This is a genomic window from Nocardiopsis aegyptia (genome assembly GCF_013410755.1).
Classification (GTDB): domain Bacteria; phylum Actinomycetota; class Actinomycetes; order Streptosporangiales; family Streptosporangiaceae; genus Nocardiopsis; species Nocardiopsis aegyptia.
On record NZ_JACCFS010000001.1, the window covers coordinates 3,886,942 to 3,912,081 of the forward strand.

Here is a 25,140-nt window from a genome sequence, read left to right on the forward strand (position 1 = left end):
GCCGGGTGGTGTCGGTACCAGGATGAGCAGGCTCCTGGTACCAGGATGCCACCCGTCGGACAGTGGAGCGGTGACTACGAGAACAACGCGGATCCCCGCGGAGGGGGAGCGGCCGGCCCCCTCCGCGCACACCGAACCGCCCCGGCTGCGCGGGCGCGGACTCCTGGCCCTGCTCGTCGGCGGCTTCCTCGCCAACTACACCTTCTCCAGCGTGAACGTGGCGGTGCCCTTCATCGCGCGCGACCTGGACGCCACCCCCGCCCAGCTCGGGCTGGTGATGGGCGTCTACGCGACCTGTTTCGCCGTCCTGCTGATCATCGGCGGCCGACTGGGCGACGGGTACGGCCGGGGGCGGCTGTTCGTGGTGGGGCTCCTCGCCTACACGGTGACCTCCGTGGCGGCCGGGCTGGTCGGCGGTGTCTGGTGGCTCATCGCGATCCGAGGCGCGCAGGGCCTGGCGGCGGCGCTGATGGTGCCGCAGGTGCTGGCGACCATCCAGGCCACCACCCGGGGGCCGGCGCGGCTGCGCGCGGTCGCCCTGTTCGTGGCGACCAGCGGGGTCGGTACGGCCGCAGGGCAGGTGATCGGCGGTGTGCTGCTCACCCTGGACGTCGCGGGCACCGGCTGGCGGTCCGTCTTCTGGTTCGGCGCGGTGGTGGCGCTCGCGGTGCTGCCGGCCACGCCCGCCCTGCCGCGGACCGGCGGCGACCGCCGGGGCGGGACCGACGCGGTGGGCGGCGCCGTGCTGGCCGTCGCTCTGCTGGCGTTCCTGGTGCCGGTCACGATCGGCCCCGAGGACGGCTGGCCGCCGTGGACGATCGCGTCGCTGGTGCTGTCCGCGGCGGCGTTCCCGGGGTTCTGGTGGTGGGAGCGGCGGCGCGAGCACGGCGGCGGGTCACCGCTGGTGCCCACGAGCGTGCTCGGGCACCGCTCGGTGCGGCTCGGCCTGGTGATGGCGTGCGTGTTCTTCGCCGGGTACGGGGCGTTCATGTACGTGTTCGCGCTGACCAGCCAGGGAGGGCTGCACCAGAGCCCGCTGGTGGCGGGGCTGACGCTGCTGCCGTTCGCGGTCGCCTTCATCGGCGTGTCGATGGGCCTGGGCGTGGTCCGGCGGTGGCTGGGCTCCTCGGTCATGGTGGTCGGCGCGGCGGGCCAGATCACGGCGCTGCTGATGGTCGCGGCCGTCGTCGTCCTGGGCCGGCCGGACCCGTCGCAGTGGCTGCTCCAGCCGTCGCTGGTGCTGTTGGGCGCCACCCAGGCGATGATGTTCTCGCCCCTGGTCAACGTGGTGATGGAGGGGGTGCCGCGGGCGGTCGCGGGGTTGAGCGGCGGCCTCTTCTCGACCGTGCAGCAGGCGGCCCTCGCCCTGGGGGTCGCGCTCTACGGCGGCGTCTACACCGCCGCCGCCCCGGAGCTGTCCCTGACGGGGGCGTTCGGGGTGTGCCTCGCGATCCAGGCGACGACGTCGGTCGCCTTCGGCGCGATGGCGCTGCGGCTGCGGGCACTCGGCCGCCCGGGGTGAGGATTCTGCTGAGAGCAGGCGGGCCTGGCGTGCGCGGCGGCGCGGCGCCAGACTGGCGCGCATGAGACTTCTGACGCTGGGCGGGACCGAGTTCGTCGGACGGGCCGTCGTCGAGGAGGCGCTGGGCCGGGGCTGGGACGTCACGGTGTTCCACCGGGGCACCCGGCCCGCTCCGGACGGCGCCGCCGTGCGACGGGGCGACCGCACCTCCGAGGGCGGGCTGCCGCGCTGGCGACGGGGGAGTGGGACGCCGTCGTCGACACCTGGTCGGGCGCGCCGGAGGCGGTCCTGCGCGCCGCCCGCCTCCTGTCCGGCCGGATGGGGCACTACGCCTACGTGTCCAGCCGGTCCGTGTACGCCCGACCCGCGCCCGCCGGACTCGACGAGGACGGACCGCTGGTGGCCGGCGAGCCCGGGGCGGGGGCGACCGACTACGCGGCCGACAAGCGCGGGGGCGAACTGGCGGCGGAGGCGGTGTTCGGGGACAGGGCGCTGCACGTGCGCGCGGGGCTCATCCTCGGACCCCACGAGAACGTCGGGCGCCTGCCCTGGTGGCTGGGCCGGATCGCCGTGGGCGGGCCCGTCCTCGCCCCGGGACCGCGCGACCTCCCGATCCAGTACGTCGACGCCCGCGACCTGGCGGTGTGGACCCTGGACGCCGTCGAACGCGGCCTCGGCGGCCCCTTCAACCTGGTGAGCCCGCCCGGCCACGCGACGATGGGCGAACTTTTGGAGGCCTGCGTCCGGGCCACGGCCTCGGACGCCGACCTGCGCTGGACCGACCCCGACACCGTCCTGGCCGCGGGCATCCAGCCGTGGACGGACCTGCCGGTCTGGCTGCCGCCGGGTGCAGACCACGCCGCCCTGCACCAGGGCGACGTGTCCCGGGCGGTCACCGCCGGGCTGCGCTGCCGCCCGGTCGCCGCGACCGTCGCCGACACCTGGGCGTGGATGCGCTCCCTGGACGGCCCCGTCCCCCAGCGCCCGGACCGCCCCGGCCCGGGCCTGGACCCCGCCGTCGAAGCCGCCGTCCTGGGCACCTGAGCGGTGCCGCTCCCCTAGTGGCCGTACCGCTTGAGGCCGTCGGTGTTCAACGTGACCCCCACCCCGGGGATCTCGACGGTGTGGCCGTAGCCGAGCTTGGTGATACTGCGGTACCGGCCGCCGACGGGCTCGCTGTGGACGGTGACACTGTCGTCGTCGCGGTCGACGAGCACGTACACGCCGATGGAGCAGGCGGCGTAGGCATGGGACTTCTCGACCCGGTCACGGGCGTTGGTGTCGGAGTCCCACGAGGTGACTTCGACGACCGCCAGGACTCCGTGGGGGTCGGCCCACTCCCCCTGCCCGGCGAAGTGGTCGATGGGTGCGAGGATGCCGTCCGGGCGTGCGCGGCCCTTGCGGTAGGAGTCCACCTTCAGGCCCTGGCCCGTGACGTTCAGATCCAGGTCCACCCGCTGGGTCATGAACTGGCGCATCAACCACATGAGAATCGCGTTGTGGTCGCTGTCGGGCACGGTCCGGATCTCCATCTGGCCATTGAGGTATTCGAGGGTGACATCCTCGCGGGCGGCGGCCTGGGCGATGATCTCGAACTGTTCGACGCTCAGCTTCTCGGCAGGGGATCTCGGCGAGTGGTCTTCGATCACGGTCATGGTGTGCGACCCCTTCTGCCGTGGACACAGGACCCTGGACGCATCGCGGACTCCTGGAACCAGGGTACTGGCACAACCTCGGCCGCCCCCTCGAATCCACGTGGGACAGGGGGCGCCCCGACGGGGCGCCCCCTGTTCGGCCCCGGGTCAGAGCTCGGGTTCGACGGCCTTCTTCGGGGACACGCGGAGCTTGTCGACGGCCTCGTCGACGTCCACCACCACCGTGTCGCCGTCGGCCAGGTGGCCGGACAGCATCTCCCGGGCGAGCGGGTCGCCGATCGCGGACTGCACCAGGCGGCGCAGCGGTCGGGCCCCGTAGCTGGGGTCGTAGCCGGTCAGCGCCAGCCACTCGCGGGCGGCGTCGGTGACCTCCAGGCCGAGCTGCCGTTCGGCCAGGCGCCGCACCAGCTTGTCGACCTGCAGGTCCACGATCCGGGTGAGGTCCTCGGTGGACAGCGCGTCGAACATGATCACGTCGTCCAGCCGGTTGAGGAACTCCGGCTTGAAGGTCGAGCGCACCACGTCCATGACGCGGTCGCGGCGCACCGACTCCTCCAGGGACTGGTCGACCAGGAACGGCGACCCGAGGTTGGAGGTGAGGATGAGGATCGTGTTGCGGAAGTCCACCTGGCGGCCCTGGCCGTCGGTCAGCCGACCGTCGTCCAGCACCTGGAGCAGGGTGTCGAACACCTCCAGGTGGGCCTTCTCCACCTCGTCCAGCAGCACGACCGTGTACGGGCGGCGGCGCACCGCCTCGGTGAGCTGGCCGCCCTCCTCGTAGCCCACGTATCCGGGCGGCGCCCCCACCAGGCGCGACACCGTGTGCTTCTCGGAGTACTCGCTCATGTCGATGCGCACGATGGCGCGCTCGTCGTCGAAGAGCAGCTCCGCCAGCGCCTTGGCCAGCTCCGTCTTGCCCACGCCCGTGGGCCCCAGGAACAGGAACGAACCCGTCGGCCGGTCGGGGTCGGAGATCCCCGCCCGCGCCCGCCGCACCGCGTCGGACACCGCGGCCACAGCCTGCTTCTGGCCGATGAGGCGGCGGCCCAGCTCCTCCTCCATGCGCAGCAGCTTGGAGGTCTCGCCCTCCATCAGCCGCCCCACCGGGATGCCGGTCCACGCCGAGACCACGTCGGCGACCTCGTCCGCGCCGACCTCGTCCTTGACCATCGTGTCGCCGGTGCCCTCGGACGCGGCGTTCTCCTCCGCCTGGGACGCCTCCTCGATCTGCTTCTCCAGCGTCGGGATCTCCCCGTACATCAGGCGGGAGGCCGTGTCGAAGTCCCCCTCGCGCTGGGCCAGCTCGGCGCGGGTGCGCAGGTCGTCCAGCTGCCCCTTGAGCTCACCGACCCGGTTGAGGCCGGCCTTCTCCTGCTCCCACCGGGCCACGAGCGCGTTGAGCTGCTCCTGCCGGTCGGCCAGGTCGGCGCGCAGCCGATCCAGCCGCTGGCGGCTCGCCGGGTCCGACTCCTTGTCGAGCGCCATCTCCTCCATCTTCAGGCGGTCGACCGTGCGCTGGAGCTCGTCGATCACCACCGGGCTGGAGTCGATCTCCATCCGCAGCCGCGACGCCGCCTCGTCGATGAGGTCGATCGCCTTGTCCGGCAGGAAGCGCGCGGTGATGTACCGGTCGGACAGCGTCGCGGCGGCCACCAGTGCGGCGTCGTTGATCTGGACCTTGTGGTGCGCCTCGTAGCGCCCCTTGAGCCCGCGCAGGATGGCGATGGTGTCGGCGGACGACGGCTCGCCCACCATGACCTGCTGGAACCGGCGCTCCAGCGCCGGGTCCTTCTCGATCTTCTCCCGGTACTCGTCCAGGGTGGTCGCGCCGACCATGCGCAGCTCGCCGCGCGCCAGCATGGGCTTGAGCATGTTGCCCGCGTCCATCGCGCCCTCGGCGGCGCCCGCCCCCACCATGGTGTGCAGCTCGTCGATGAACGTGATGACCTGGCCCTCGGACTCCTTGATCTCCGAGAGCACCGCCTTGAGCCGCTCCTCGAACTCGCCCCGGTACTTGGCGCCCGCCACCATCGCGGACAGGTCCAGGCTGACCAGGCGCTTGCCGACCAGCGACTGCGGCACGTCCCCCGCCACGATGCGCTGGGCCAGGCCCTCCACGACGGCGGTCTTGCCCACGCCGGGCTCGCCGATGAGCACCGGGTTGTTCTTGGTGCGGCGGCTCAGCACCTGGATGACGCGGCGGATCTCCCCGTCCCGGCCGATCACCGGGTCCACCTTGCCCTCGCGGGCGCGCTCGGTGAGGTCCACCCCGAACTTCTCCAGCGACTGGTAGGTGTCCTCGGGGTTCTCCGAGGTCACCCTGCCCGACCCGCGCACGCGCTCGAAACCCTCCAGCAGCGCGTCCGGGGTCGCTCCGGCCTCCTCCAGCAGGCGCGCCGCCTCACCGCCGTCGGCGGCCAGCCCCACCAGCAGGTGCTCGGTGGAGACGTACTCGTCCTCCATCCGCTGCGCGCGCTGGGCGGCGGTGTTGATCGACACGATGAGCTGGCGCGAGGAGCTGGGCGAGCTGACCGTCGACCCGGCGGCCCTGGGCAGCGCCGTGATCGCGGCCTCGACCTTGTCCCTCAGCTCGTCGGGGCTCGCACCGACCTCCTTGAGCAGGGGGCGTGTGACGCCTTCGGCCTGCTCCAGGAGCGCGGCCAGCAGGTGCAGGGGCTCGACCTGCGGGCTGCCGTCCGTGGTCGCGCGGCGGATGGCCACCGACAGAGCCTCCTGGCTCTTCTTGGTGAGCTTGTAGTTCACCGGTGACTCCTTTCACAAGTCATGTGACGCAGAGTGATGAACGATGGCCGGTCGCGCCCCCGTGCCCCCGCACTGAGCTCGGTCAGCCCTGGTTCTCGGTACCGTCGCCCGCCTCGGGGCCCTCACCGGCGGGACGGTCCTGTCCGGCGCGCCGGGTATCGTCCTCCGGCGGCTCGGCGGTGTTGAAGATCGTAACGCGTGTGCGGCGCACCAGCTCGCCGCGGACGGCGCCGCCGCCCGAACCGGTCGGGCGACCGCGCCGCGCCACGGCCCGGCGTGCCGCCTCCAGCTCGTTGGCCAGGTGGAACACCTGCTCGCGCAGCTGCTCCACCTCGTGCCCGAGTTCCAGGATCCGCTTGATCCCGGCGAGGTTGATGCCCTCCTCCTGGGACAGCCGCTGCACCTCGCGCAGCGTCTGTACGTCCCGCATGGAGTAGCGGCGGCCCCGGCCGGACGCGCGGCCGGGCGACACGATCCCCAGTCGGTCGTACTGACGCAGTGTCTGCGGGTGCATCCCGGCCAGCTCGGCGGCCACCGAGATGACGTAGACCGGAGCGTCAGCGCCGAAGGAGTCGTTCACGTCGATCACGCACCCTTCGCCCGCGCCTCTAGCCCGGCACGCGGATCGTGGTCGGACGTGGCGGCGCGGAACTTCTCGAGCGCCTCGCGGGCGCCCTCGTTGAGCGTCTTCGGAACCGCGACCTCCACCGTGACGAGCATGTCGCCGGTGGTGCCGTCCTTGCGGGTGGCCCCCTTGCCGCGCACCCGCAGCTTGTGGCCGTTCTGCGTGCCCGGCGGGATCTTCACCGTCACCGGGAAGCCGGTGAGGGTGGGGATGCGCACCTCCGAGCCGAGCGCGGCCTCGGGGAAGGTCACGGGCACGGTGATGGTGATGTTGTCGCCGCTTCTACCGAACACCGGGTGTTCCTTCACATGGACGACGACGTACAGGTCTCCGGCCGGCCCGCCGTTCTCTCCGGGCGCGCCCTTGCCCTTGATCCTGATCCGCTGGCCGTCGGAGACGCCACCGGGGATGCGGGTCTGGATGGTGCGGGTGCTCTTGCCGCGCCCGCTGCCGTGGCAGGTCACGCAGGGGTCGTCGACGACCAGGCCGCGGCCCTTGCACTCGCTGCACGGCTCGGACAGCGAGAAGCCGCCCAGGTTGGTGTTCTCGTGCCCCGTGCCGCTGCACTTGGGGCACATCCTCGGGGCGGTGCCCGCCTTGGCGCCCGTGCCCTTGCAGGTGGGACACGGCGCGTCGCTGGCCAGCTGGAAGGAGCGCGTGACCCCGTCCGCGGCCTCGCGGAAGTTCAGTGTCGTCTCGGTCTCGACGTCGGCGCCGCGCCGGCTGCGGGTCGCCGTCCCACCGCGCCCCCGTCCGCCGAACAGCCCGCCGAACAGGTCGCTCAGGCGCTCACCGCCGGGTGCGCCGCCGGTTCCCTGGCCGAACAGGTCGCCCATGTCGAAGCCGCCGGGGCCCGATCCGCCGCCCGGGCGGTAGGCACCGCCGAACAGCGAGCGCGCCTCGTCGTACTCCTTGCGGCGCTTCTCGTCCGAGAGGACGTTGTACGCCTCGGAGATCTCCTTGAAACGGTCCTCGGCCTTGGGGTCGTCGGTGTTGGCGTCGGGGTGGCTCTCCCGGGCCAGCTTCCGGTAGGACTGCCTGATCTCGTCCTTCGAGGCGGTCTTTGAGACTCCGAGGACCTTGTAGTAGTCCTTCTCCAGGTAGTCCTTGGTGCTCATCGACTGGTGCCTTCTCCCCGCTGGTGCCGGTTGCGTCCGATGCTTCCACGTGACCCCGGGCCGCCGGAGGCCGGGGTCGCCCTCCGGCCGCGGCCGCCACGGGAGCGGCGGCCGCGGCCGGGCGGTGCGTGCCTCCCCGCGCCGCCCGGCGGCGGCGCGGGGACGCGGCCCCTGGGCGTCTTCCGCGAATACTCACCCTGCTGCGCGGCGGCCGGCATCCACGGAACACGCCCTACTTGTTGTCCGACTCGTCGCTCTCGGAGGAGCCGTCGGCGTCGGCGGCCGGCTCGGCGGCCTCCGCCGAGGCCTCGTCGCCGTCCTCCAGCGGATCGCCCACGACCACACGGGCCGGGCGCAGGATCCGCTCACCGATGCGGTACCCGGGCTGGAACACCTCGATCACCGTCTGCGCGGTGATACCGGGAACCGGCACCAGGGTGAGCGCCTCGTGGAGGTTCGGATCGAACTCGTCGTCCTTCTCGCCGTACTTCTCCAGCCCGAGCTTGGTGACCAGGGCCTCCAGCGATTCCCCGACCGCCTTGAACCCGCCGGTGAGCTCGTCGTGCTCACGGGCGCGCCCGACGTCGTCCAGGATCGGGAGCAGGTCGCCGACCACCTGGGCGGTGGCCATCTCGCGGACCGCCACGCGGTCGCGCTCGACGCGCTTGCGGTAGTTGGCGTACTCCGCCTGCACCCGCTTGATGTCGTTGGTGAGTTCGACCACCCGTTCGTCCGCGTTGACGGCGTCCACCACCGACTCGGGCGTGTCAGGGATCTCGGAGACGTCCACCTCCTCGGCCTCGACCGCCTCCTCGGCGGTGTCGGCCTGCGGGTTGCGGACCTCACCGGTGTCCGGGTCGATCCGGCGGTTGTCGCGGATCACCGGTCCCTGGTGCTCCTCACCGTCGCCGGTGCCGGAGTTGTTCGTCTTGTCCGACGGCGCCATGTCCGACGCTTCCTCCTTCCTCGTCTCCCAGCGGACAGCGGCCTCAGGACTGCTTGCCGTTGTCCTCGTCGACGATCTCGGCGTCCACGACGTCGGCGTCGTCGGCCTGGGCGCCCTCGGTGCCCTGGGCCGCGTCACCCTCGGCCTGCTGGCCCTGGCTGTAGATCGCGGAACCGATCTTCTGGCTGGCCAGCGCGACCTTCTCGCTCGCGGTGCGGATGGCCTCGACGTCGGTGCCCTCCAGCGCCGTCTTGAGCTCGGCGAGGGCCGACTCGGTCTCGGTGCGGGCCTCCGCCGGGATCTTGTCCTCGTTGTCCTTGATGACCTTCTCGGTCTGGTAGACGAGGGACTCGGCGTTGTTGCGGACCTCGGCCTCCTCGCGGCGCTTGCGGTCCTCCTCGGCGTACTGCTCGGCGTCGCGGACCATCTTGTCGATGTCGTCCTTGGACATCGCCGAACCACCGGAGATGGTGACGGACTGCTCCTTGCCGGTGCCCAGGTCCTTCGCGGTGACGCTGACGATGCCGTTGGCGTCGATGTCGAAGGCGACCTCGATCTGCGGGACGCCGCGCGGCGCCGGGGGCAGACCGGTCAGGTCGAAGACGCCCAGCTTCTTGTTGTACTGGGCGATGTCGCGCTCACCCTGGTACACCTGGATCTGCACGGACGGCTGGTTGTCGTCGGCCGTCGTGAAGATCTCTGAGCGCTTGGTCGGGATGGTCGTGTTCCGCTCGATGAGCTTGGTGAACACGCCGCCCTTGGTCTCGATGCCCAGCGAGAGCGGGGTGACGTCCAGCAGCAGGACGTCCTTGACCTCGCCCTTGAGCACACCGGCCTGGAGCGCGGCACCGATGGCCACGACCTCGTCCGGGTTGACGCCCTTGTTGGGCTCCTTGCCGCCGGTCATCTCCTTGACCAGGTCGGCGATGGCGGGCATACGGGTCGAACCGCCGACCAGGACCACGTGGTCGATCTGGTCGAGGCTGATCCCGGCGTCCTTCATGACCTGCTGGAACGGCGTCTTGGTCCGCTCGACCAGGTCGGAGGTCAGGCGCTGGAACTCGGCGCGGGTGAGCTTCTCGTCCATGTGCAGCGGGCCCTCGGCCGAGGCCGTGATGTAGGGCAGGTTGATGCTCGACTCGCTGGAGCTGGACAGCTCGATCTTGGTCTTCTCCGCGGCCTCGCGCAGGCGCTGGAGGGCCATCTTGTCCTTGGACAGGTCCACGCCGTTGGCGTTCTTGAAGCGCTCGACGAGCCAGTCGACGATCGCCTGGTCCCAGTCGTCGCCGCCCAGGTGGTTGTCGCCGTTGGTCGCCTTGACCTCCACGACGCCGTCACCGACCTCCAGGAGGGAGACGTCGAAGGTGCCGCCACCGAGGTCGTAGACCAGGATGGTGGCCTCGTCCTCCTTCTCCAGGTGGTAGGCCAGCGCGGCCGAGGTCGGCTCGTTGATGATGCGCAGGACGTTGAGGCCCGCGATCGTGCCGGCCTCCTTGGTGGCCTGGCGCTGGGAGTCGCTGAAGTAGGCGGGGACGGTGATGACCGCGTCGGTCACGTCCTCACCGAGGTAGGCCTCGGCGTCGCGCTTGAGCTTCTGCAGGACGAAGGCGCTGATCTGCTGGGAGTTGAAGTCCTTGTCGTCGATCCGCTGCTTCCAGTCGGTGCCGATGTGGCGCTTGACCGAGCGGATGGTCCGGTCGACGTTGGTGACGGCCTGGCGCTTGGCCACCTCGCCTACCAGGACCTCACCGTTCTTCGCGAAGGCCACGACGGACGGGGTGGTGCGGGCGCCCTCGGCGTTGGCGATGACCGTGGGCTCGCCGCCTTCCAGGACCGCGACACACGAGTTCGTCGTACCGAGGTCGATTCCGACCGCACGTGCCATGGTTGCTACCTCCGTCAAAGTTGAGTCTTACGGGCACAAGTTTGCTTCGCCCGGCGGAAGCTGTCAAGTCAGTTGAGTCGACCAGACTCACGTTTGTTCCTACGCCCTGACAACGGACGGCCGGGCGGGGATGTTCCCGGCCTGCGGGTCCTTCACCAGGAAGATGGGAGAACCCGGGGTGATCCTTGACCCGAAGACCAGGGGCGTCTCAGGGGCGGGTCAGGGTGCCCCCGACCGGTGGCATCACCGATGCCCGCGTGCGTCGTTCCGCCCCGTGCGTCCGCTACACATAGGTGTGTGGGGTGTGTTCGGAGTCAACTCGGGTGTACCCGCGTGATTTCGTTGCGAGGGCGCTGGCTAGCGTTGATGGCCGCGCATGCGGTGGCCGATGACGACTGCGCCATTACTCGCTAGTAACATATGTCTCGACCGCCGGTGTGTGGCGCACCGGACGACGAAGCAGGATGGGAGGCCACGGACGATGCTGTACCTGACACTGGGCATCATCACCTCGGTCTTCGCCGTGGTCGCGTTCACCATGTTCGGTCTGGCCCTTCGCCAGATCGTGCGGACAGTGGGCATCGGCCGTCCGGTGGAGCCGGAACGCAAGGGGCCGTTCGGCCAGCGGCTCACGATGACGCTCATCGAGATCATCGGTCACGGCCGCATGCTCAAGCGCCCGTGGATCGGTGTGGCCCACTGGTTCGTGATGGTGTCGTTCCCCCTGCTGGTCTTCACCGTCATCGAGGCCCAGGGCGAGGTCTTCGACCCGCACTTCCACCTGCCGATCATCCACGACTGGACGATCTACGGCCTGGCCATCGAGATCATCGCCGGGGCCAGCCTCGTCGGCATCCTCGGCCTGACCGGCTACCGGCTGCTCAACAGCCCGAAGCGGATCGGCCGCGCGTCCCGCTTCATGCACTCCAAGCACTGGACGGCGTACTACGTCGAGGCCTACATCATCGGCCTGCTCATCGCGATCTTCGCGATCCGCGGCTTCAAGGCCGCCCTGGGCGACTTCCCGTTCCCGGTCTGGGCCACCCCGATCTCGCACGCCGTCGGCTCGTTCCTGCCGGGCGACGCGGCCGTCGCCGAACCCGCGATCGCCTGGATCGCCGCCTTCAAGCTGGTCATCAGCTACATGTTCTTCATGGTGCTGGCGTCCAAGCTCACCATGGGCATCGGCTGGCACCGCTTCATCGCGCCCGTCAACATCTACTTCAAGCGCAAGGCCGACGGCGCCCCGTCGCACGGCGCCGCCAAGCAGATGATGGACAAGAGCGGCACCAAGCCCCTCGACTTCGAGGAGGCCGACCCCGACGAGGACCCGTTCGGCGCCGGCAAGATCGAGGACTTCACCTGGAAGGGCCTGCTCGACTTCAGCAGCTGCACCGAGTGCGGCCGCTGCCAGTCGCAGTGCCCGGCGTGGAACACCGGTAAGCCGCTCTCGCCGAAGAAGGTCATCCTCGACCTGCAGCAGCACGCCTACGAGAAGGCCCCGTACCTGCTCAAGGGCATCACCGAGGAGACCCTCGCCGAGAAGCCCGACGAGAGCCACGCGGGCGTCGACGTCCTCGCCCTCCTCAACAAGCCGCTCGTCGGCACCGAGGAGGAGGGTGGCGTCATCCACCCGGACGAGCTGTGGGCCTGCACCAACTGCGGTGCCTGCGTCGAGCAGTGCCCGGTCGACATCGAACACATCGACCACATCCTCGACATGCGCCGCTACCAGGTCATGGTCGAGTCCAACTTCCCGTCCGAGGCCAACACCCTCCTGAAGAACCTCGAGAACAAGGCCAACCCGTGGGGCATGGCCGAGGACAAGAGGATGGACTGGATCCAGGAGCTGGCCGAGCAGGAGAACCCGGTCGAGGTCGAGGTCGTCGACGACAAGCTGTCGCCGGAGACCGAGTACCTGTTCTGGGTCGGCTGCGCCGGCGCCCTGGAGGACCGCGCCAAGAAGACCACGAAGGCCATCGCGGAGCTGCTGGACATCGCGGGCGTGAAGTTCGCCGTCCTGGGCGGCATGGAGGCCTGCACGGGTGACCCCGCGCGCCGCCTGGGCATGGAGTACGTCTTCCAGATGCTCGCCCAGCAGAACGTGGAGACCCTCAACGAGGCCGGCGTCACCAAGATCGTGGCGAGCTGCCCGCACTGCTTCAACACGCTCGCCAACGAGTACCCGCAGCTCGGCGGCACCTACGAGGTGGTCCACCACAGCCAGCTCCTGGCCAAGCTGGTGGACGAGGGCAAGCTGATCCCGGTCGAGAACATCGACGAGAACATCACCTACCACGACCCGTGCTTCCTCGGCCGCCACAACAAGGTGTACACGCCGCCGCGCGACATCATGGCCAAGGTTCCCGGCGTCAAGACGCAGGAGATGCACCGCCACAAGGAGCGGGGCTTCTGCTGCGGCGCCGGCGGCGCGCGCATGTGGATGGAGGAGCGGATCGGCAAGCGCATCAACACCGAGCGGGTGGACGAGGCGCTGACCACCAACCCGGACACCGTCTCCACCGCGTGCCCGTTCTGCCAGGTCATGCTCGGCGACGCGATCAACGAGAAGAAGTCGCAGGGCGAGGCCAAGGAGTCGCTGGAGGTCGTGGACGTCTCCCAGCTCCTGCTGCGCTCGGTCAAGGGTGAGAAGGAGAAGGCCGAGGCCTGATCCGCGGTACGTCAGGCGGGGCCGGTCCGAACCTTCGGACCGGCCCCGCCGCGTGTTCCGGGCGCTCCGGGGACGCGTCCCGTCCCCGCCCTGCGTACCGGCCTAGGACCCGTCCCCGCGCCGCGCCTCGTCGACCAGCCGTTCGGACTGGCGCAGCCCGGCCACGCACCACACGGTGAGGACGGAGAGCAGGACCACGTAGTACAGCGCGCGGCCGTCCCAGCCGCCGACCACGGCCGCGTGAGCCAGGACGGCGGCCAGCAGCGCCAGGACGACCCCCGTGGTGGTCCGGCCGAGGTTCCGGCTCCGCAGGTGCAGGCGCAGGCGGGCGCGGTCGGCCTCCGCCCGCGAGACCTCGCCGCGCGCGAGCCGCGCGGAGAGCGCCGCGTGCGCCTTGGACCCCTGCCGGGCGGCGATCACGACGGTCACTCCCGCGGCCACGCCGACGGACGTGACGATCAGGTCGAACACGCGGGCCTCCCCGCGGCGGCGGGGCCGGTGTCGCCGGCGGCCCGGGGCGGGTGGGCGGGCACGGACGGTGTTGGCACGGGGAAAGCCCTCCGGTCGGCGGTGCGGTCGAGGGCCTTGATACCGGATCGACGGTCCGGACGCGAGGGCCGTGGTCAGGCGCGCGCCTCCGCCGCCAGCGCCAGGAGCTCGTCCACCGACCACTGGTCGGCCGCGTGCGCGCCGTACCTGAGCGCCCGGACGCGGCCCTCCGGACCGATGAGGAAGTCCGCCGGCAGGCCGATGGGGTCGGTGCCGTCGGGCGACCCGGTGAGCCGGGCCCCGTTGCGCACGCCCTTCATGTACGCGGACCAGCTGCTCGGCCGCAGCGGCGAGGTGAACGCCTTCGGGTGCAGCAGCGCCCGGACGCTCCGCCCGACTCCGAACGCCGCGTACAGCTCCCGCCCGGGGTCGGCCACGGCGTCGAAGGGCAGGTCGCCCTGGTACGGGAGCATGTCCCGCACGGACGAGTGGAACACCGCGACCTCGCGGACCCCGGCGGCCCTGATCTCGTCGTGCCGAAGGGCCAGCGACCGCAGGTGCACGTTGCAGACGGGGCAGCCGGCGAAGCGGCGGAACTGCAGGTGGACGAGGCGTTCCGGGTCCGGCAGTGGAACCGTTTCGCCGCGGATGTCGGCCGGCTCGCGCGGGGCGATGGTCTCGCCCACGGAGAGCCGGGCCGCCGTGGGATCGGGTGTCGTGGTCACGGTCGGCTCCTGGGGTGGTCGTGGTGGTCGGAGTGGTCGGGGAGCGCGGTCCGTCCCGCCTCGGCGCCGCGGACGTGGGCGAGCTTGTCGGGGTTGGCGACGGTGTAGACCGCGCGGACGCGGTCCCCTTCGGGTGTCAGCTCCAGGACCATCACCCCGAAGAGCGCCCCACCGCGCGTGAGCACCGCGGACGGTGTGCCGTTGATCGTGCGGTAGTGCGCCCCGAAGCGGCCCCCGTCGCGCTCGGTTCCGCCACGGGCCACGCCGACAAGGAAGCGCGCCACCTTGTCGCTGCCGTACAGCGGGCGGCGGCTGGCCCTGGGCACCTTGCCGCCGCCGTCGTTCCACATCGTGACGTCGGGGGCCAGCAGCTCCAGCAGCGCGGCCAGGTCGCCGTCGGTCGTGGCGGCGACGAAGCGCTCGGTGACCCGCCGCTGGACCTCGGGATCGCTCCGGTACCGGGGGCGCCGTGCGCGCACGTGCCGCCGGGCGCGGTGGCCGAGCTGGCGCACCGCGGCGGGAGTGCGGCCGAGCATGCCCGCGATCTCCGTGTGGGCGTAGCCGAACACCTCGTGCAGGACGAACACCGCCCGCTCCAGGGGCGAGAGCGACTCCAGGACCACGAGCAGTGCGACGGAGACCGACTCCGCGCGCAGCGCCGGCTCCGAGGCGTCCTCCTCGGTGACGAGGGGCTCGGGCAGCCAGGGGCCGAGGTAGGCCTCCTTGCGGCGGCGGACCGCCTCCTGGCGGGCCAGGGCCTGGTTGACGGCGACCCGCACGAGGTAGCCGCGCGGGTGGTCGACGGGGCGCGCGGCACCGTCGCGGCAGCGGGCGGCCCAGGACAGCCAGGCCTCCTGGAGCACGTCCTCGGTGTCGGCGACGGTGCCGAGCATGCCGTAGACGATGGAGAAGAGCAGCTCCCTGTGCCGCACGTACACCTCGGTGGCCTCGTCCGAGGCGCGGCCGGGGTGCGAGTGCGGATCGGGCGCGGTTCCTGCGTCGGACATCGGGAACCTCCTTCGTGCGATCACCCCCTGAGAGGCTTCCCGCGCCCGGAACGTGACATCGGGCCACCATGACATTTGTCAGCGGTCGGTCCGGTACTCGCGCTGGTGAAGGCGGTGACAGCGGTGTCTGTCGGCCGGGAGCCCTGTCCGGGAACCTGGGGACATGACGACGACGGACGACAGAGACCAGGCCCAGGACGCCCCCCGCGCCGACGACGACGGCGCGGCCGTCGTGGTGCGCGGCCTGCACCAGCGCTACGGCTCCTTCGAAGCGGTCAAGGGCGTCTCCTTCGAGATCCGCCCCGGTGAGCTGTTCGCGCTCCTCGGCACGAACGGCGCCGGCAAGACCACCACGATCGAGACCCTGGAGGGCTTCCGCCGGCCCAGCGCGGGCACGGTCCGCGTCTTCGGTCAGGACCCCTTCGGCCAGCCCGCCGGCGTCCGCGAGCGCACCAACGCCGTCCTGCAGGGCAGCGGGCTCCTGGAGGACCTCAGCGTCCAGGAGACCATGTCCGTGGCCCACGACCTGGCGGCCGACCCGCGCCCCGTCGCCGAGGTCCTGGACCTGGTCGGCCTCACCGACAAGTCCCGCGTCGCCGTCCGGCAGCTCTCCGGCGGCCAGAAGCGCCGCCTGGACCTGGCGCTGGCCCTGCTCACCCGGCCCGAGGTCCTCTACCTCGACGAACCCACCACCGGGATGGACGCCGAGGGCCGCATCGAGACCTGGCGGATCATCCAGGGGCTCAAGCGGGACGGGACGGCCGTCCTGCTCACCACCCACTACCTGGAGGAGGCCGAGCGGCTCGCCGACCGGCTCGCGATCATGCACCGCGGCGAGATCCGCGTGGAGGGCGTGCTCCAGGACGTCCTGGCCGGATGGGGCGACCGGGTGAGCTTCGTGGTCCCGGACGAGGTGAGCACGGGCGACCTGCCCGCCGTGCTGGGAGCCGACCCGGTCGTGGAGACCCACGGCCAGGAGCTCTGGGCGACCTACACCGTCACCGAGGGCGACATGGCCGAGCGCGCGCACCACGCGCTCGCCGCGCTCATGGCCTGGGCCGGCGACCGCCGCACGGTGCTGCGCCGCCTCCAGGTGCGCGGCGCCTCCCTGGAGGACGTCTTCCTCCGGGTCGCCGACGGCGCCGCCGACCTCGTCGGCTGACCCGGCCCCGGCCCCCGCCCCCACCGAGCCCTGAGGAGACCACGATGAACACGACCACCACGCGTCCGGCCGAGACCCGGTCGGCCCGCCGGGCCCCAGGAACGGCCAGGCAGCTCCTGCGCCTGACCCGCATGGAGTTCACCCTCTTCGTCCGCTACAAGACCGCCTGGATGTTCCTGGCCCTCCCGCTCTTCTTCAGCTTCATGGCCCTGCAACTGCCGGACGACGAGGTCGTCCCCGGTTTCGGCCTGGGCGAGATGGCCATGCTCAGCTCCATCGGCTCCATCAGCCTCATCCTCGGGATGGGCCACGCCTCGAACGTGTTCACCGCCCGGCGCGAGTCCCTGGCGCTCAAGCGGTTCCGCGTCAGCGGCGTGAGCCAACCGGTGATCTTCGGCGGCGTCATCGGGGTGGTGGCGGTCTTCTCCCTGGCGATCGCGCTGATCATCGGCGGGTTCATCGCCGCCATGCCGAACGGGACACTGCCGCGCGACCCGCTGATGCTGCTCGTCGCCATCCTCCTGGGCAGCGTCGCGTTCTCGCTCATGGGCCTGCTCGTGACGCCGCTGGCGCGCAACGCCGAGAGCGCGCAGCTGGCGGTCATGGTGCCGATGCTGATCCTCATCTTCGCGGGCGGCGGCATCATCCCGCTGGAGGCGCTGCCCGAGGGCGCCCGGCAGTTCTTCAGCCTGATCCCGTCCGTGCCCCCGGGCGAGCTCGTGCAGGCCGCCTACACCGGCTACGACGTGTTCGGCGGCGCGGCGGGCGCCGAGCCGAAGGGCTTCCTCGACCTGTGGATCGCGGCCCTGCCCTCGATCGGGATCATGCTCGCCTGGATCGCGGTCTCGGCCCTCGCGGTGCGGCGGTTCTTCCGGTGGGACCCGCGTCAGCCGTGACGGCGCGGCGCGCGACCGCTCCGGACGCGAGCGCGCCGAACGCGACCGCGTCCTCGACTACGCTCGTCGGGCGGTCGCGCGCGGAGCCCTCGGGCACCGGGACGGGCCGGGGGCGATCAACGAAGGGAGCCCGCGTGAACGAGGACGAGGCGGTGGCCGGCACCGACCCCTCCGGGCGGAACAGCCGCAAACTCCGCGTCTCGCGGCGGCTCGTCATCGTGTCGATGAGCCTGGTGCCCCTGACACTGCTGTCCTGGCCGACCATGGACCTGGTGCTCTCCACGGGTCAGGACTGGTCGTTCTGGCGCTCGGCGGTGGCGACGGTCGTCGCGCTCCCGGTCGCCGTGCTGCTCATCTTCCTGATCAGGGAGCGGATCGGGGTCGATGGCGTCACGGGCGACGCCTCTTCGTGGAAGTACTGGGTCTCGCTCGCCCTGACACTGCTCTGCGCCGCGCTGATCCAGAGTCCCTTCAGCATGATGTTCACTCTCGGGACCTGGTGGTGCATCGGCGTCTTCGTCGGGTCGCGCAGGCGGTCCGCCGTGGTCACCGCCGTCCTCCTGGTCACGCCATGGCTCCTGACGCCGCTCGTCCCCGGGGACGTCAACGTCGGTCTCTACGCCGCGGTGTGGGTGGGGACCATGGTCTGGGCGGTGTTCCTGGCGGCCGGTTTTCTCATGACGATCTGGTTGTGGGACCTGACGCGGGACGCGATCAACGGCCAGAAGGCGCGCGCCCAGCTCGCCGTGAGCGAGGAGCGCCTGCGGTTCGCGCGCGACATGCACGACCTGCTGGGGCACAGCCTGTCCGCGCTCGCGGTCAAGGCCGAGCTGGCGGGCCGGCTGGTGGACCGCGCCCCGGAGCGGGCGGTCGCCGAGATGGCCGAGGTGCAGGACCTCGCCCGGCGGGCCCTCCAGCAGGTGCGGTCGGCGGTCAACGGCTACCGGGAGGTGGACCTGCCCACCGAGGTGGGCTCGGTGCGCGAGGTGCTGCGGGCCAACGGGACCGACGTCACCGTGACCGGCCTGGAGGGCTTGGAGGTCCCGGGCGACAAGGCCGGGCTGGCGGCGTGGGTGGTGCGCGAGGGCGGCACGAACGTGCTGCGGCACAGTGACGCCTCGGAGTGCAGGATCGGCTTCTCCGTCACCAGGGACGCGTCGATGGAACGCGAGGCGCTGGTGGTGGAGGTGTACAACGACAAGGTACGGGGCCCGGACAAGGAGGACGGCCTGTCCTCCGGCAACGGCCTCTCGGGCCTGTCCGAACGCGTGGCCATGGGCGGGGGAGCGCTCTCCGCGGCCCGCACCGGCGACCACGGCTTCCTGCTCCGCGCCATCATCCCGCTCGCGGAACCCGCTTCCCCCGCTCTGAGGGACCGGTTGCGCCGGAACGCCGGGAGCGCCGCGGCGGCGGACCCGCGCGGCTGACGCCGCGAGGGGTCAGCGGGCGCCGACCGAGGCGAAGGCGGCGTCGATGTGCGCGGTCGCCTCGTCGCCGCCGGCGGTGTTGACTCCCAGCATGAACGCCGCGGTGCCGTCGCCGGTCTCCACGAGCAGGAAGCGGCCGTAGACGCCCTCGTCGCCGTCGGTACCCACGGACACCCCGATCGCCGGGGAGCCGTCCACCTCCCGCTCTCCCGAGGGCTCGGCCCACGGGGTGCCGCCGCCCGTCAGCAGCGGACCCGCGGCCTCCAGCGCCAGCCGCGTGCCGGCCGCCGCCAGGGGTTCGACGGCGTTGAGTTCCCGCGTGCCCGTGACGATGAGGGCGTCGGGGTCGTCGTCGGAGCCGTGGACCGCGTACGAGGTGTACTCCTCGGGGACGTCGCCGGCGTCGAGCCGGTGCCATCCCCGGCCCGGGAGGGTGTAGGCGAGACCGTCACCGCCCACGGTCACCGGGGCGGCCGACCCGTCGCCGCCGGTCGCGTCGGAGGACTCGCGCGTCGAGGCCGCCTCCGCGCCGGCGTCCGGCTCGTCGGACCCGGTGCCCGACAGTGGTCCGCCCTCGGAGAGGAACCAGCCGACGCCGCCCGCGGTGACCACGAGGAAGAGGAAGGTCACCACCAGCGCGACCGTCCGCGTGACCCGCCGCGCGGGCTCGCTCGCGTCGACACCGCGCACCGCTCCGCCGGGCGCCGCTCTCCCCGGGGCGTCCCGCCGCTCCCGCGTGTCCGACTCGTCCATGTACCGCTCCTGGGAGGCCGTTCGTCTCGCGGGGCGCGTGCACGCGCCCCCACAGGAGTGACTACCCGGCGGCGCCCGCCGCGCAGCGTGCGCACCGTGGCCGGAACAGGACTCGGCGACGGCGGCGGAACTGACGCTCTCCTGACGCCCCGGCCGCTAGGGAGCGCCTGTCGGCTCCCGCGTGAACGGGCCCGCGATGCCGCGCGGTGCTCCCTAGTGCGCCCAGAGGGCCGTCGGCGGTGGTGCCGGTGCGGACGGGAGCGGCACTTCGTAGGCGAGCGGGCGCACGGTCCAGGGCAGGCCGGGGGCCGGCAGGGGAGCGGGCAGGGGCCGCGGTTCCGGCACCAGGGCCGAACCCCGCGGCGGGGCGGTGGTGTCGGACTCCCGCTCGTCGGGCGGGGGTGGAGCCGGATCGGGGCCCCTGCCCGGCATGCGCGAGGGCGGACCGGTGGGGCCGCTCGGACCCGGCGGCCTGGTGGGCTCGTCGCCACGGCCGGAGGGCGCCGTGTCCGTCGCCGCGGCGGCGCGTGCGGGCGGTGGCGCGGGCGCCAGGCCCAGCACCTGGTCGATCTCGGCCGGGCGCAGCGGACGGTCGGCGTCGGCCACGGCGATGAGGACCTCCGCGTAGAGCTCGATCTCGTCCAGGGCGACGTGGTCGTGCAGGGACAGGCGGTGATGTGGGGGAACGCCGTTGGTCATCGGGTCCTCCCGGGGGTACTCCGGAACGCACGCTGGAGAGGGGGTGGGGCGGGGCGGATCCGCCCACCGGACAGCGCCACCGGGTCTCACCTCCCCTGATGTCTGGTCAGGTCCCTGGCCCGCCCGGGCGAGGGAGCCAAGGGCGTCTGTGCCGTTCGGTGAGCCGCGCTCACCGGACGGTGGAACAGCGTCGCGTGAGCGGGTCGGCGCCCCGGAACGAACGGGGACGGGCCGGATGCGACGGATACCGGTCCACGGGACGCCAGGTGTCCCAGGCTACGCGGCGGTGCGGCGCGTCCGCATGACCCAGGAGGACCAGTCCCGGCCTCACCCGGGTTAGCCAGGAGCGTTCGAGCGACCGGGTGGACCGGTGCTTTCGGGCCCCTGAGCGGCGGGAACGCGCCGCCGGTCCGGAGGCGCGGCCGCTCCCGGGGCGGGATCCGCCGTCAGCGCCAGTCGACCTCCCGGTGCCGGTCCGCCAGATCGGCGTAGTGGGTCGGCGTGTGCTCCAGGACCAGGCGGTCGTCGTCGTTGAGGTCCCGGATCACCTTGCCGGGCACGCCCGCCCACAGGGTGCCCGGGGGGACGGTCTTGCCCGGGGGCACCAGCGAGCCCGCCGCGACCAGCGCGCCCTTGCCGACCCGCGCGCCGCCCAGGACGATCGCGCCGATGCCGATGAGGGCGCCCTCCTCCACGACCGCGCCGTGCACCATGGCCTTGTGGCCCAGGCTCACGTGGTCGTGCAGGATCGCGGGCTGCCCCGGGTCGGCGTGCATACCGCACTGGTCCTGGATGTTGACCTTCTCACCGACGATGATGTCCTCGGTGTCGGCGCGCAGCACCGACCCGTACCACACGCTGCTCCGCGCGCCCAGCCGCACGCGGCCGACCACGACGGCCCCGGGCGCGATCCAGGCGGTGGAGTGGATCTCCGGGTCCCCGAACGGCGCGCCGCCGATCCGCGGTCCCCACGCTCCGCTGCCGCGGGAATCGTTCGCCGCGCTCCCCGATGCGTGGTCGTTCATGCGTCGCCTCCGTGTGTTCGCGGTCTCCGGGGCCGGTGGGACCCACGGGAAGTTGACCGGTCCGCCCCCGTACGGGGATGATCGCGCATACCTTAGTAAGAACGTGACCGGGGTCCGCACGGCGAACCACCCACGCGGCCTCTTGACGCCGCGACGCCGTGCGTGCCTACCTTGGTCGTTCGGACGGTGTCACGGTGTGGCGCCCGCGCGACCAGCACCCCCACTGGACGCGGGCGAGTAGCGAAATGGACACCCGCGTGCGGTCAACGCTTTGCTGGAGCCCGTGGGTGTTCCAGTGACAAATGGGTACGGGGCAATTCTCACCTTCTGCGACGTGCAGTCAAACGGTGTTAAGGACAAGAAAGGCACATGAGCGATATGTTGCCGGGCGGCGGACTGCAGCAAGACAGGTTCCCGACAGTGCGCAAGGGCGGCTACGACAAGGCGCACGTCGACGACTACTACGTCCGTATGGACAACCAGTTCAAGGACATGCGCGAGCGCCTGCAGCGCATGGACGACGAGCGGGAGCAGTACAAGCGCGATCTGGCGATCGCTCAGGAGAAGGCCCAGGTCAAGCCTGAGCACGAGCAGATCAGCGAGCGCATGGCCGAGATCCTCCGGATCACCGAGGAGGAGGCCCAGGAGCGTCGCTCCAAGGTCGCCGCCGAGGTCAAGGAGATGGAGCAGAAGGCCCAGGAGGAGATCGCCAAGCTCCGCAAGGACGCCGAACAGCACGCCGAGCGGATCGTGGCCTCCGCGCGCGAGGAGGCCAACCAGATGGTCTCCAGCGCCAAGAAGGAGACCGACCAGCTCCGCGAGCAGGCCAAGGCCGAGGGCGACCGCCGCCTGAACGAGGCAGAGGCGCGGGCCAAGAAGATCCACGACACGGCCGACCGCAGGCTCGCCACGCTCACGGCCACGCACGCCGAGGCGCTGCGCCGCCTGAAGGACATGCACTCCACGCTGGCGGACCTGGTCACCGCGGAGGACAAGGCCGGCGCGCTGGAGACCGGGCTGTCCCGCGAGGAGGCCGTGGCCGAGGCTCCGGCGCCCGCTCCGGCCCAGGGCCCCGCCGCGTCCGGGCCCGGCAGGCCGGGGGCCACGGCGGCGGAGCCCGCCAAGCCCGCCGCCAAGCCCGAGCCGGCGGCGAAGGAGGAGGCCACCACCAAGCTGCCTCCGGTGCCGCAGGAGCCGGACGAGGCGACCGTGCGCATCAAGCCGGTGGCCAGGCCCGAGTCGGCCGGCCAGGAGCAGCCGAAGCCGGACGCGCCCCAGGGCGGCGACGCCAAGGCCGCTCCGCCGCAGGGCGGCCGTGTCGCGGGTCCCGCTCCGGGCCGGCAGCCGTCCGGACCGCAGACTCCTCCGCAGTCCGGTCCGCAGCAGTCGCACTCCCCGCAGCAGCCCCAGAAGCCGCAGCAGGGCCCCCAGGGGCAGCAGGGTCAGCAGGGCCGACCGGCGACCGGCGGCGAGGACGAGGGCGGGGACCCCGGGATCACCGGTGTCTACCGGCGCCCGGACGGCAACCGCGAGCAGTCCGCGCAGCAGCCCCAGAGCGATGAGGGCGTGCGGGTCATCCGCAAGCCGTAGGGCGCGCGCGGCGCACGCGCCGAAGCGACGGAGATCCGGGGCGGGGACCGAGTCCCCGCCCCCGGTGTTTTGTGGTCTGTTGTAGGCCGACGTCCGCCTTGTCGCAGGCTGTCGGCTACGATGCCGTCAGCCATGATTATCCGCGCGGCCATTCGGTCGGACCTCGGCGCGATCCTGCGGCTCCTCCGTGAGCTCGGCGACGCCGACCACTCGCAGAGCGCGCACGTCCGCATGTCCTCCGCGGCCGTGCGCGCCTGGACGCGCATGGAGAACGATCCCGACCGCACGGTCCTCGTCGCCGAGCAGCGAGGGCAGATCATCGGCACCCTCGATCTGCTGGTGGTGGCCAACCTGACCCACGACGCCCAGCCCTGGGCCGTGGTGGACAACCTGGTGGTCGACCCCCTGACCCGGGGCAGGGGCATCGGCCGGGCCCTCATGGACGACGCGGTGGACCGGGCGGCGCGCGCCGGCTGCTACAAGGTCGAACTGCTCTCCCACGAGAGCCGCCACGGCGCGCACCGCTTCTACGCCGCCCTGGGCTTCGAGAACTCGGCCGAGGGCTTCCGCCGCTACCTCTGAGCGGCCTCGTCCGCGCCCGCGGCGTTCGCGGCTCCCGCGGCGGGCTCGGCCCTGCCTCCGCGCAGCGGTGTGCCCTTCATGAACGCCACGGCGACCAGACCGAGCACCGCGACCGGGATCCCGGTGACGAACACGCCCTGCATGGCGTGGTCGAAGGCGCCGACGATGACGTCGCGCACCGGTCCCGGCAGCGAGTGCACCAGCTCCGGCGACCCCGTGGCGGACTCCGCGGCCTCGGCCAGCCCGGTGGAGAGCGCCTGCGCGCCCGCGTCGCCCCCGCTCCCGTCCGCGTTCCCGGCCGCGACCCGGTCCCGGGCCGCCGCGGCCGCCGCCGCCAGTTCGCTGTTGAGGCGGGACACCATCACCGCGCCGAACGCGGCCACGCCGGTGGCGCCGCCGAGGTTGCGGAAGAACGTGATCGCGCCCGTGCCCGACGCCAGGTCCGCGCTGGGCAGCGCGCTCTGGGTGGCCAGCAGCAGGATCTGCATGCACAGGCCGAAGCCGAGCCCCACGAGCGCCTGGCCGGCGACGACCGTCGTCAGCCCGGGGTCCAGGTGCGCCACGCTCAGGGTCGCGAAGCCCGCGACGCACAGGGCCATGCCGGCCACGGGGTAGATCCGCCAGCGGCCCGAGCCGCTCACCGCGAACCCGGAGCCGATCGAGGTGACCAGGAACGACCCGACCAGCGGCAGCGTCATCATGCCGGAGACCGTGGGACTCATGGCGTGCACCATCTGCAGGTACTGCGGCATGTAGATGATGAGGCCGAACATCATCACGCCCACGGCGATCGACCCGACCGACGCGAGCACGAACGTGCGGTCCCGGAACAGGCGGGTGGGGATGATGGGCTCCGCGGCGCGCCGCTCCACGGCGACGGCCGCGACGGTCAGCACGAGCGCGCCCGCGCCCAGGGCGTAGGACGGCACCGAGTTCCAGTCGAACTGCGTGCCGCCCAGGCTCAGCAGCACGATCATCGAACTGGCCGCGCTGAAGATCAGCCCCGCGCCGAGCCAGTCGACGGGGACGCCCCGGCGGGGGACGAAGGGCACGTTGAGCATGATCTGGATGACGGCGAAGGCCACGACCGCCAGCGGCACCGTGATGAGGAAGCACCAGCGCCAGCCGAGCGGGCTGTCCACGAGGAAGCCGCCGACCAGCGGGCCCAGGACCGTGGACACGCCGAAGACCATGCCGATGAGCCCGCCGTAGCGGCCGCGCTCCCGCGGGGACACGACGTCGCCGAGGATGATCATCGGGAGTGTGGCCAGGCCGCCCACGCCCAGCCCCTGGAGGGCGCGCGCGGCGATGAGGGTGTTGACGTCCTGTGCGAAGCCCGCGGCGAGCGAGGCCACGATGAAGACGCCGAGGGCGATCTGGAAGAGGAGCTTGCGCCCCCAGATGTCGGAGAGCTTGCCCCACACCGGTGTCGACGCGGTCATGGTGAGCAGGGCCGCGGTGGCGACCCAGGCCAGGCGGTCCTGGCCGCCCAGCTCGCCCATGATCGTCGGCAGGGCGGTGCCGATGATCGAGTTGGTCAGCATCGACGTGAGCATGGCCAGCACCAGGCCGACCATGATCCGGCGGACGGTCCGCCGGG

General features: G+C 72.0%; 20 protein-coding genes and 1 pseudogene. 8 read left to right on the forward strand and 13 right to left on the reverse strand.

Annotated features, from left to right (window positions below; translation table 11 throughout):
* Nucleotides 1–70: 70 nt before the first annotated feature.
* Nucleotides 71–1,522 carry an MFS transporter gene (locus HNR10_RS17505; protein WP_179824900.1) on the forward strand — a complete coding sequence of 484 codons (1,452 nt, stop codon included), beginning with the start codon at nt 71–73 and terminating at the stop codon, nt 1,520–1,522.
* 61 nt (nt 1,523–1,583) lie between these two features.
* Nucleotides 1,584–2,566 (forward strand): annotated as a pseudogene (locus HNR10_RS17510) (NAD-dependent epimerase/dehydratase family protein).
* 14 nt (nt 2,567–2,580) lie between these two features.
* Here HNR10_RS17510 and HNR10_RS17515 read toward each other — a convergent pair.
* From HNR10_RS17515 to dnaK, 6 genes are all read right to left on the reverse strand, one after another.
* Nucleotides 2,581–3,177, reverse strand: coding sequence for a Uma2 family endonuclease (locus tag HNR10_RS17515; protein ID WP_179824901.1), 597 nt, complete (start codon nt 3,175–3,177; stop codon nt 2,581–2,583).
* A gap of 147 nt (nt 3,178–3,324) precedes the next feature.
* Nucleotides 3,325–5,940, reverse strand: a complete 2,616-nt coding sequence (gene clpB / locus HNR10_RS17520) for an ATP-dependent chaperone ClpB (RefSeq protein WP_179824902.1) — start codon at nt 5,938–5,940, stop codon at nt 3,325–3,327.
* 82 nt (nt 5,941–6,022) lie between these two features.
* Nucleotides 6,023–6,529: a heat shock protein transcriptional repressor HspR gene (locus tag HNR10_RS17525; RefSeq protein ID WP_179824904.1), complete on the reverse strand. Its 507-nt coding sequence runs from the start codon at nt 6,527–6,529 to the stop codon at nt 6,023–6,025.
* Nucleotides 6,526–7,683 carry a molecular chaperone DnaJ gene (dnaJ, locus tag HNR10_RS17530; protein ID WP_179824906.1) on the reverse strand — a complete coding sequence of 386 codons (1,158 nt, stop codon included), beginning with the start codon at nt 7,681–7,683 and terminating at the stop codon, nt 6,526–6,528. The genes HNR10_RS17525 and dnaJ overlap by 4 nt, the downstream gene beginning before the upstream one ends.
* Before the next feature lie 232 nt (nt 7,684–7,915).
* A complete protein-coding gene (gene grpE, locus HNR10_RS17535; RefSeq protein ID WP_179824908.1) occupies nt 7,916–8,629 on the reverse strand; it encodes a nucleotide exchange factor GrpE in 714 nt (237 codons plus the stop codon).
* A 43-nt stretch (nt 8,630–8,672) separates the two neighbouring features.
* Nucleotides 8,673–10,514 carry a molecular chaperone DnaK gene (gene dnaK, locus HNR10_RS17540; protein ID WP_179824917.1) on the reverse strand — a complete coding sequence of 614 codons (1,842 nt, stop codon included), beginning with the start codon at nt 10,512–10,514 and terminating at the stop codon, nt 8,673–8,675.
* 481 nt (nt 10,515–10,995) lie between these two features.
* Between dnaK and HNR10_RS17545 the strand changes: the two genes are divergently transcribed.
* Complete coding sequence (locus tag HNR10_RS17545; RefSeq protein ID WP_179824920.1) at nt 10,996–13,185, forward strand: (Fe-S)-binding protein; 2,190 nt, start codon at nt 10,996–10,998, stop codon at nt 13,183–13,185.
* Between the two features lie 102 nt (nt 13,186–13,287).
* On the opposite strand, the gene HNR10_RS17550 is transcribed toward HNR10_RS17545, so the two are convergent.
* From HNR10_RS17550 to sigJ, 3 genes are all read right to left on the reverse strand, one after another.
* Nucleotides 13,288–13,656: a hypothetical protein gene (locus tag HNR10_RS17550; RefSeq protein ID WP_179824922.1), complete on the reverse strand. Its 369-nt coding sequence runs from the start codon at nt 13,654–13,656 to the stop codon at nt 13,288–13,290.
* Between the two features lie 152 nt (nt 13,657–13,808).
* Nucleotides 13,809–14,399 carry a peroxiredoxin-like family protein gene (locus HNR10_RS17555; protein WP_179824925.1) on the reverse strand — a complete coding sequence of 197 codons (591 nt, stop codon included), beginning with the start codon at nt 14,397–14,399 and terminating at the stop codon, nt 13,809–13,811.
* Nucleotides 14,396–15,406, reverse strand: coding sequence for an RNA polymerase sigma factor SigJ (sigJ, locus tag HNR10_RS17560; protein WP_179824926.1), 1,011 nt, complete (start codon nt 15,404–15,406; stop codon nt 14,396–14,398). Before sigJ ends, HNR10_RS17555 begins: the two co-directional genes overlap by 4 nt.
* 163 nt (nt 15,407–15,569) lie before the next feature.
* Between sigJ and HNR10_RS17565 the strand changes: the two genes are divergently transcribed.
* The 3 genes from HNR10_RS17565 to HNR10_RS32020 all read left to right on the forward strand — a co-directional run bounded on the left by HNR10_RS17565 (nt 15,570) and on the right by HNR10_RS32020 (nt 18,891).
* On the forward strand, nt 15,570–16,568 hold the full coding sequence (locus HNR10_RS17565; RefSeq protein ID WP_179824929.1) for an ABC transporter ATP-binding protein: 999 nt from the start codon (nt 15,570–15,572) through the stop codon (nt 16,566–16,568).
* Between the two features lie 44 nt (nt 16,569–16,612).
* The gene (locus tag HNR10_RS17570; protein ID WP_179824931.1) at nt 16,613–17,464 is read left to right on the forward strand and encodes an ABC transporter permease; all 852 of its coding nucleotides are present in this window, start codon (nt 16,613–16,615) and stop codon (nt 17,462–17,464) included.
* 134 nt (nt 17,465–17,598) lie between these two features.
* Nucleotides 17,599–18,891 carry a sensor histidine kinase gene (locus tag HNR10_RS32020; RefSeq protein ID WP_312889320.1) on the forward strand — a complete coding sequence of 431 codons (1,293 nt, stop codon included), beginning with the start codon at nt 17,599–17,601 and terminating at the stop codon, nt 18,889–18,891.
* Nucleotides 18,892–18,903: 12 nt separating this feature from the next.
* On the opposite strand, the gene HNR10_RS17580 is transcribed toward HNR10_RS32020, so the two are convergent.
* From HNR10_RS17580 to HNR10_RS17590, 3 genes are all read right to left on the reverse strand, one after another.
* Nucleotides 18,904–19,644 (reverse strand): hypothetical protein, encoded by a 741-nt coding sequence (locus tag HNR10_RS17580; RefSeq protein ID WP_179824933.1) that lies wholly within the window; start codon nt 19,642–19,644, stop codon nt 18,904–18,906.
* A 213-nt stretch (nt 19,645–19,857) separates the two neighbouring features.
* Nucleotides 19,858–20,343 carry a hypothetical protein gene (locus HNR10_RS17585; RefSeq protein WP_179824935.1) on the reverse strand — a complete coding sequence of 162 codons (486 nt, stop codon included), beginning with the start codon at nt 20,341–20,343 and terminating at the stop codon, nt 19,858–19,860.
* 446 nt (nt 20,344–20,789) lie between these two features.
* On the reverse strand, nt 20,790–21,368 hold the full coding sequence (locus HNR10_RS17590) for a gamma carbonic anhydrase family protein (protein ID WP_179824937.1): 579 nt from the start codon (nt 21,366–21,368) through the stop codon (nt 20,790–20,792).
* A gap of 378 nt (nt 21,369–21,746) precedes the next feature.
* Between HNR10_RS17590 and HNR10_RS17595 the strand changes: the two genes are divergently transcribed.
* Complete coding sequence (locus tag HNR10_RS17595) at nt 21,747–22,958, forward strand: ATP synthase F0 subunit B (protein WP_179829795.1); 1,212 nt, start codon at nt 21,747–21,749, stop codon at nt 22,956–22,958.
* Nucleotides 22,959–23,090: 132 nt separating this feature from the next.
* Nucleotides 23,091–23,540 (forward strand): GNAT family N-acetyltransferase, encoded by a 450-nt coding sequence (locus tag HNR10_RS17600; RefSeq protein ID WP_179824940.1) that lies wholly within the window; start codon nt 23,091–23,093, stop codon nt 23,538–23,540.
* On the opposite strand, the gene HNR10_RS17605 is transcribed toward HNR10_RS17600, so the two are convergent.
* The gene (locus HNR10_RS17605; protein WP_179829796.1) at nt 23,531–25,117 is read right to left on the reverse strand and encodes an MDR family MFS transporter; all 1,587 of its coding nucleotides are present in this window, start codon (nt 25,115–25,117) and stop codon (nt 23,531–23,533) included. The genes HNR10_RS17600 and HNR10_RS17605 overlap by 10 nt on opposite strands.
* Nucleotides 25,118–25,140 lie beyond the last annotated feature (23 nt).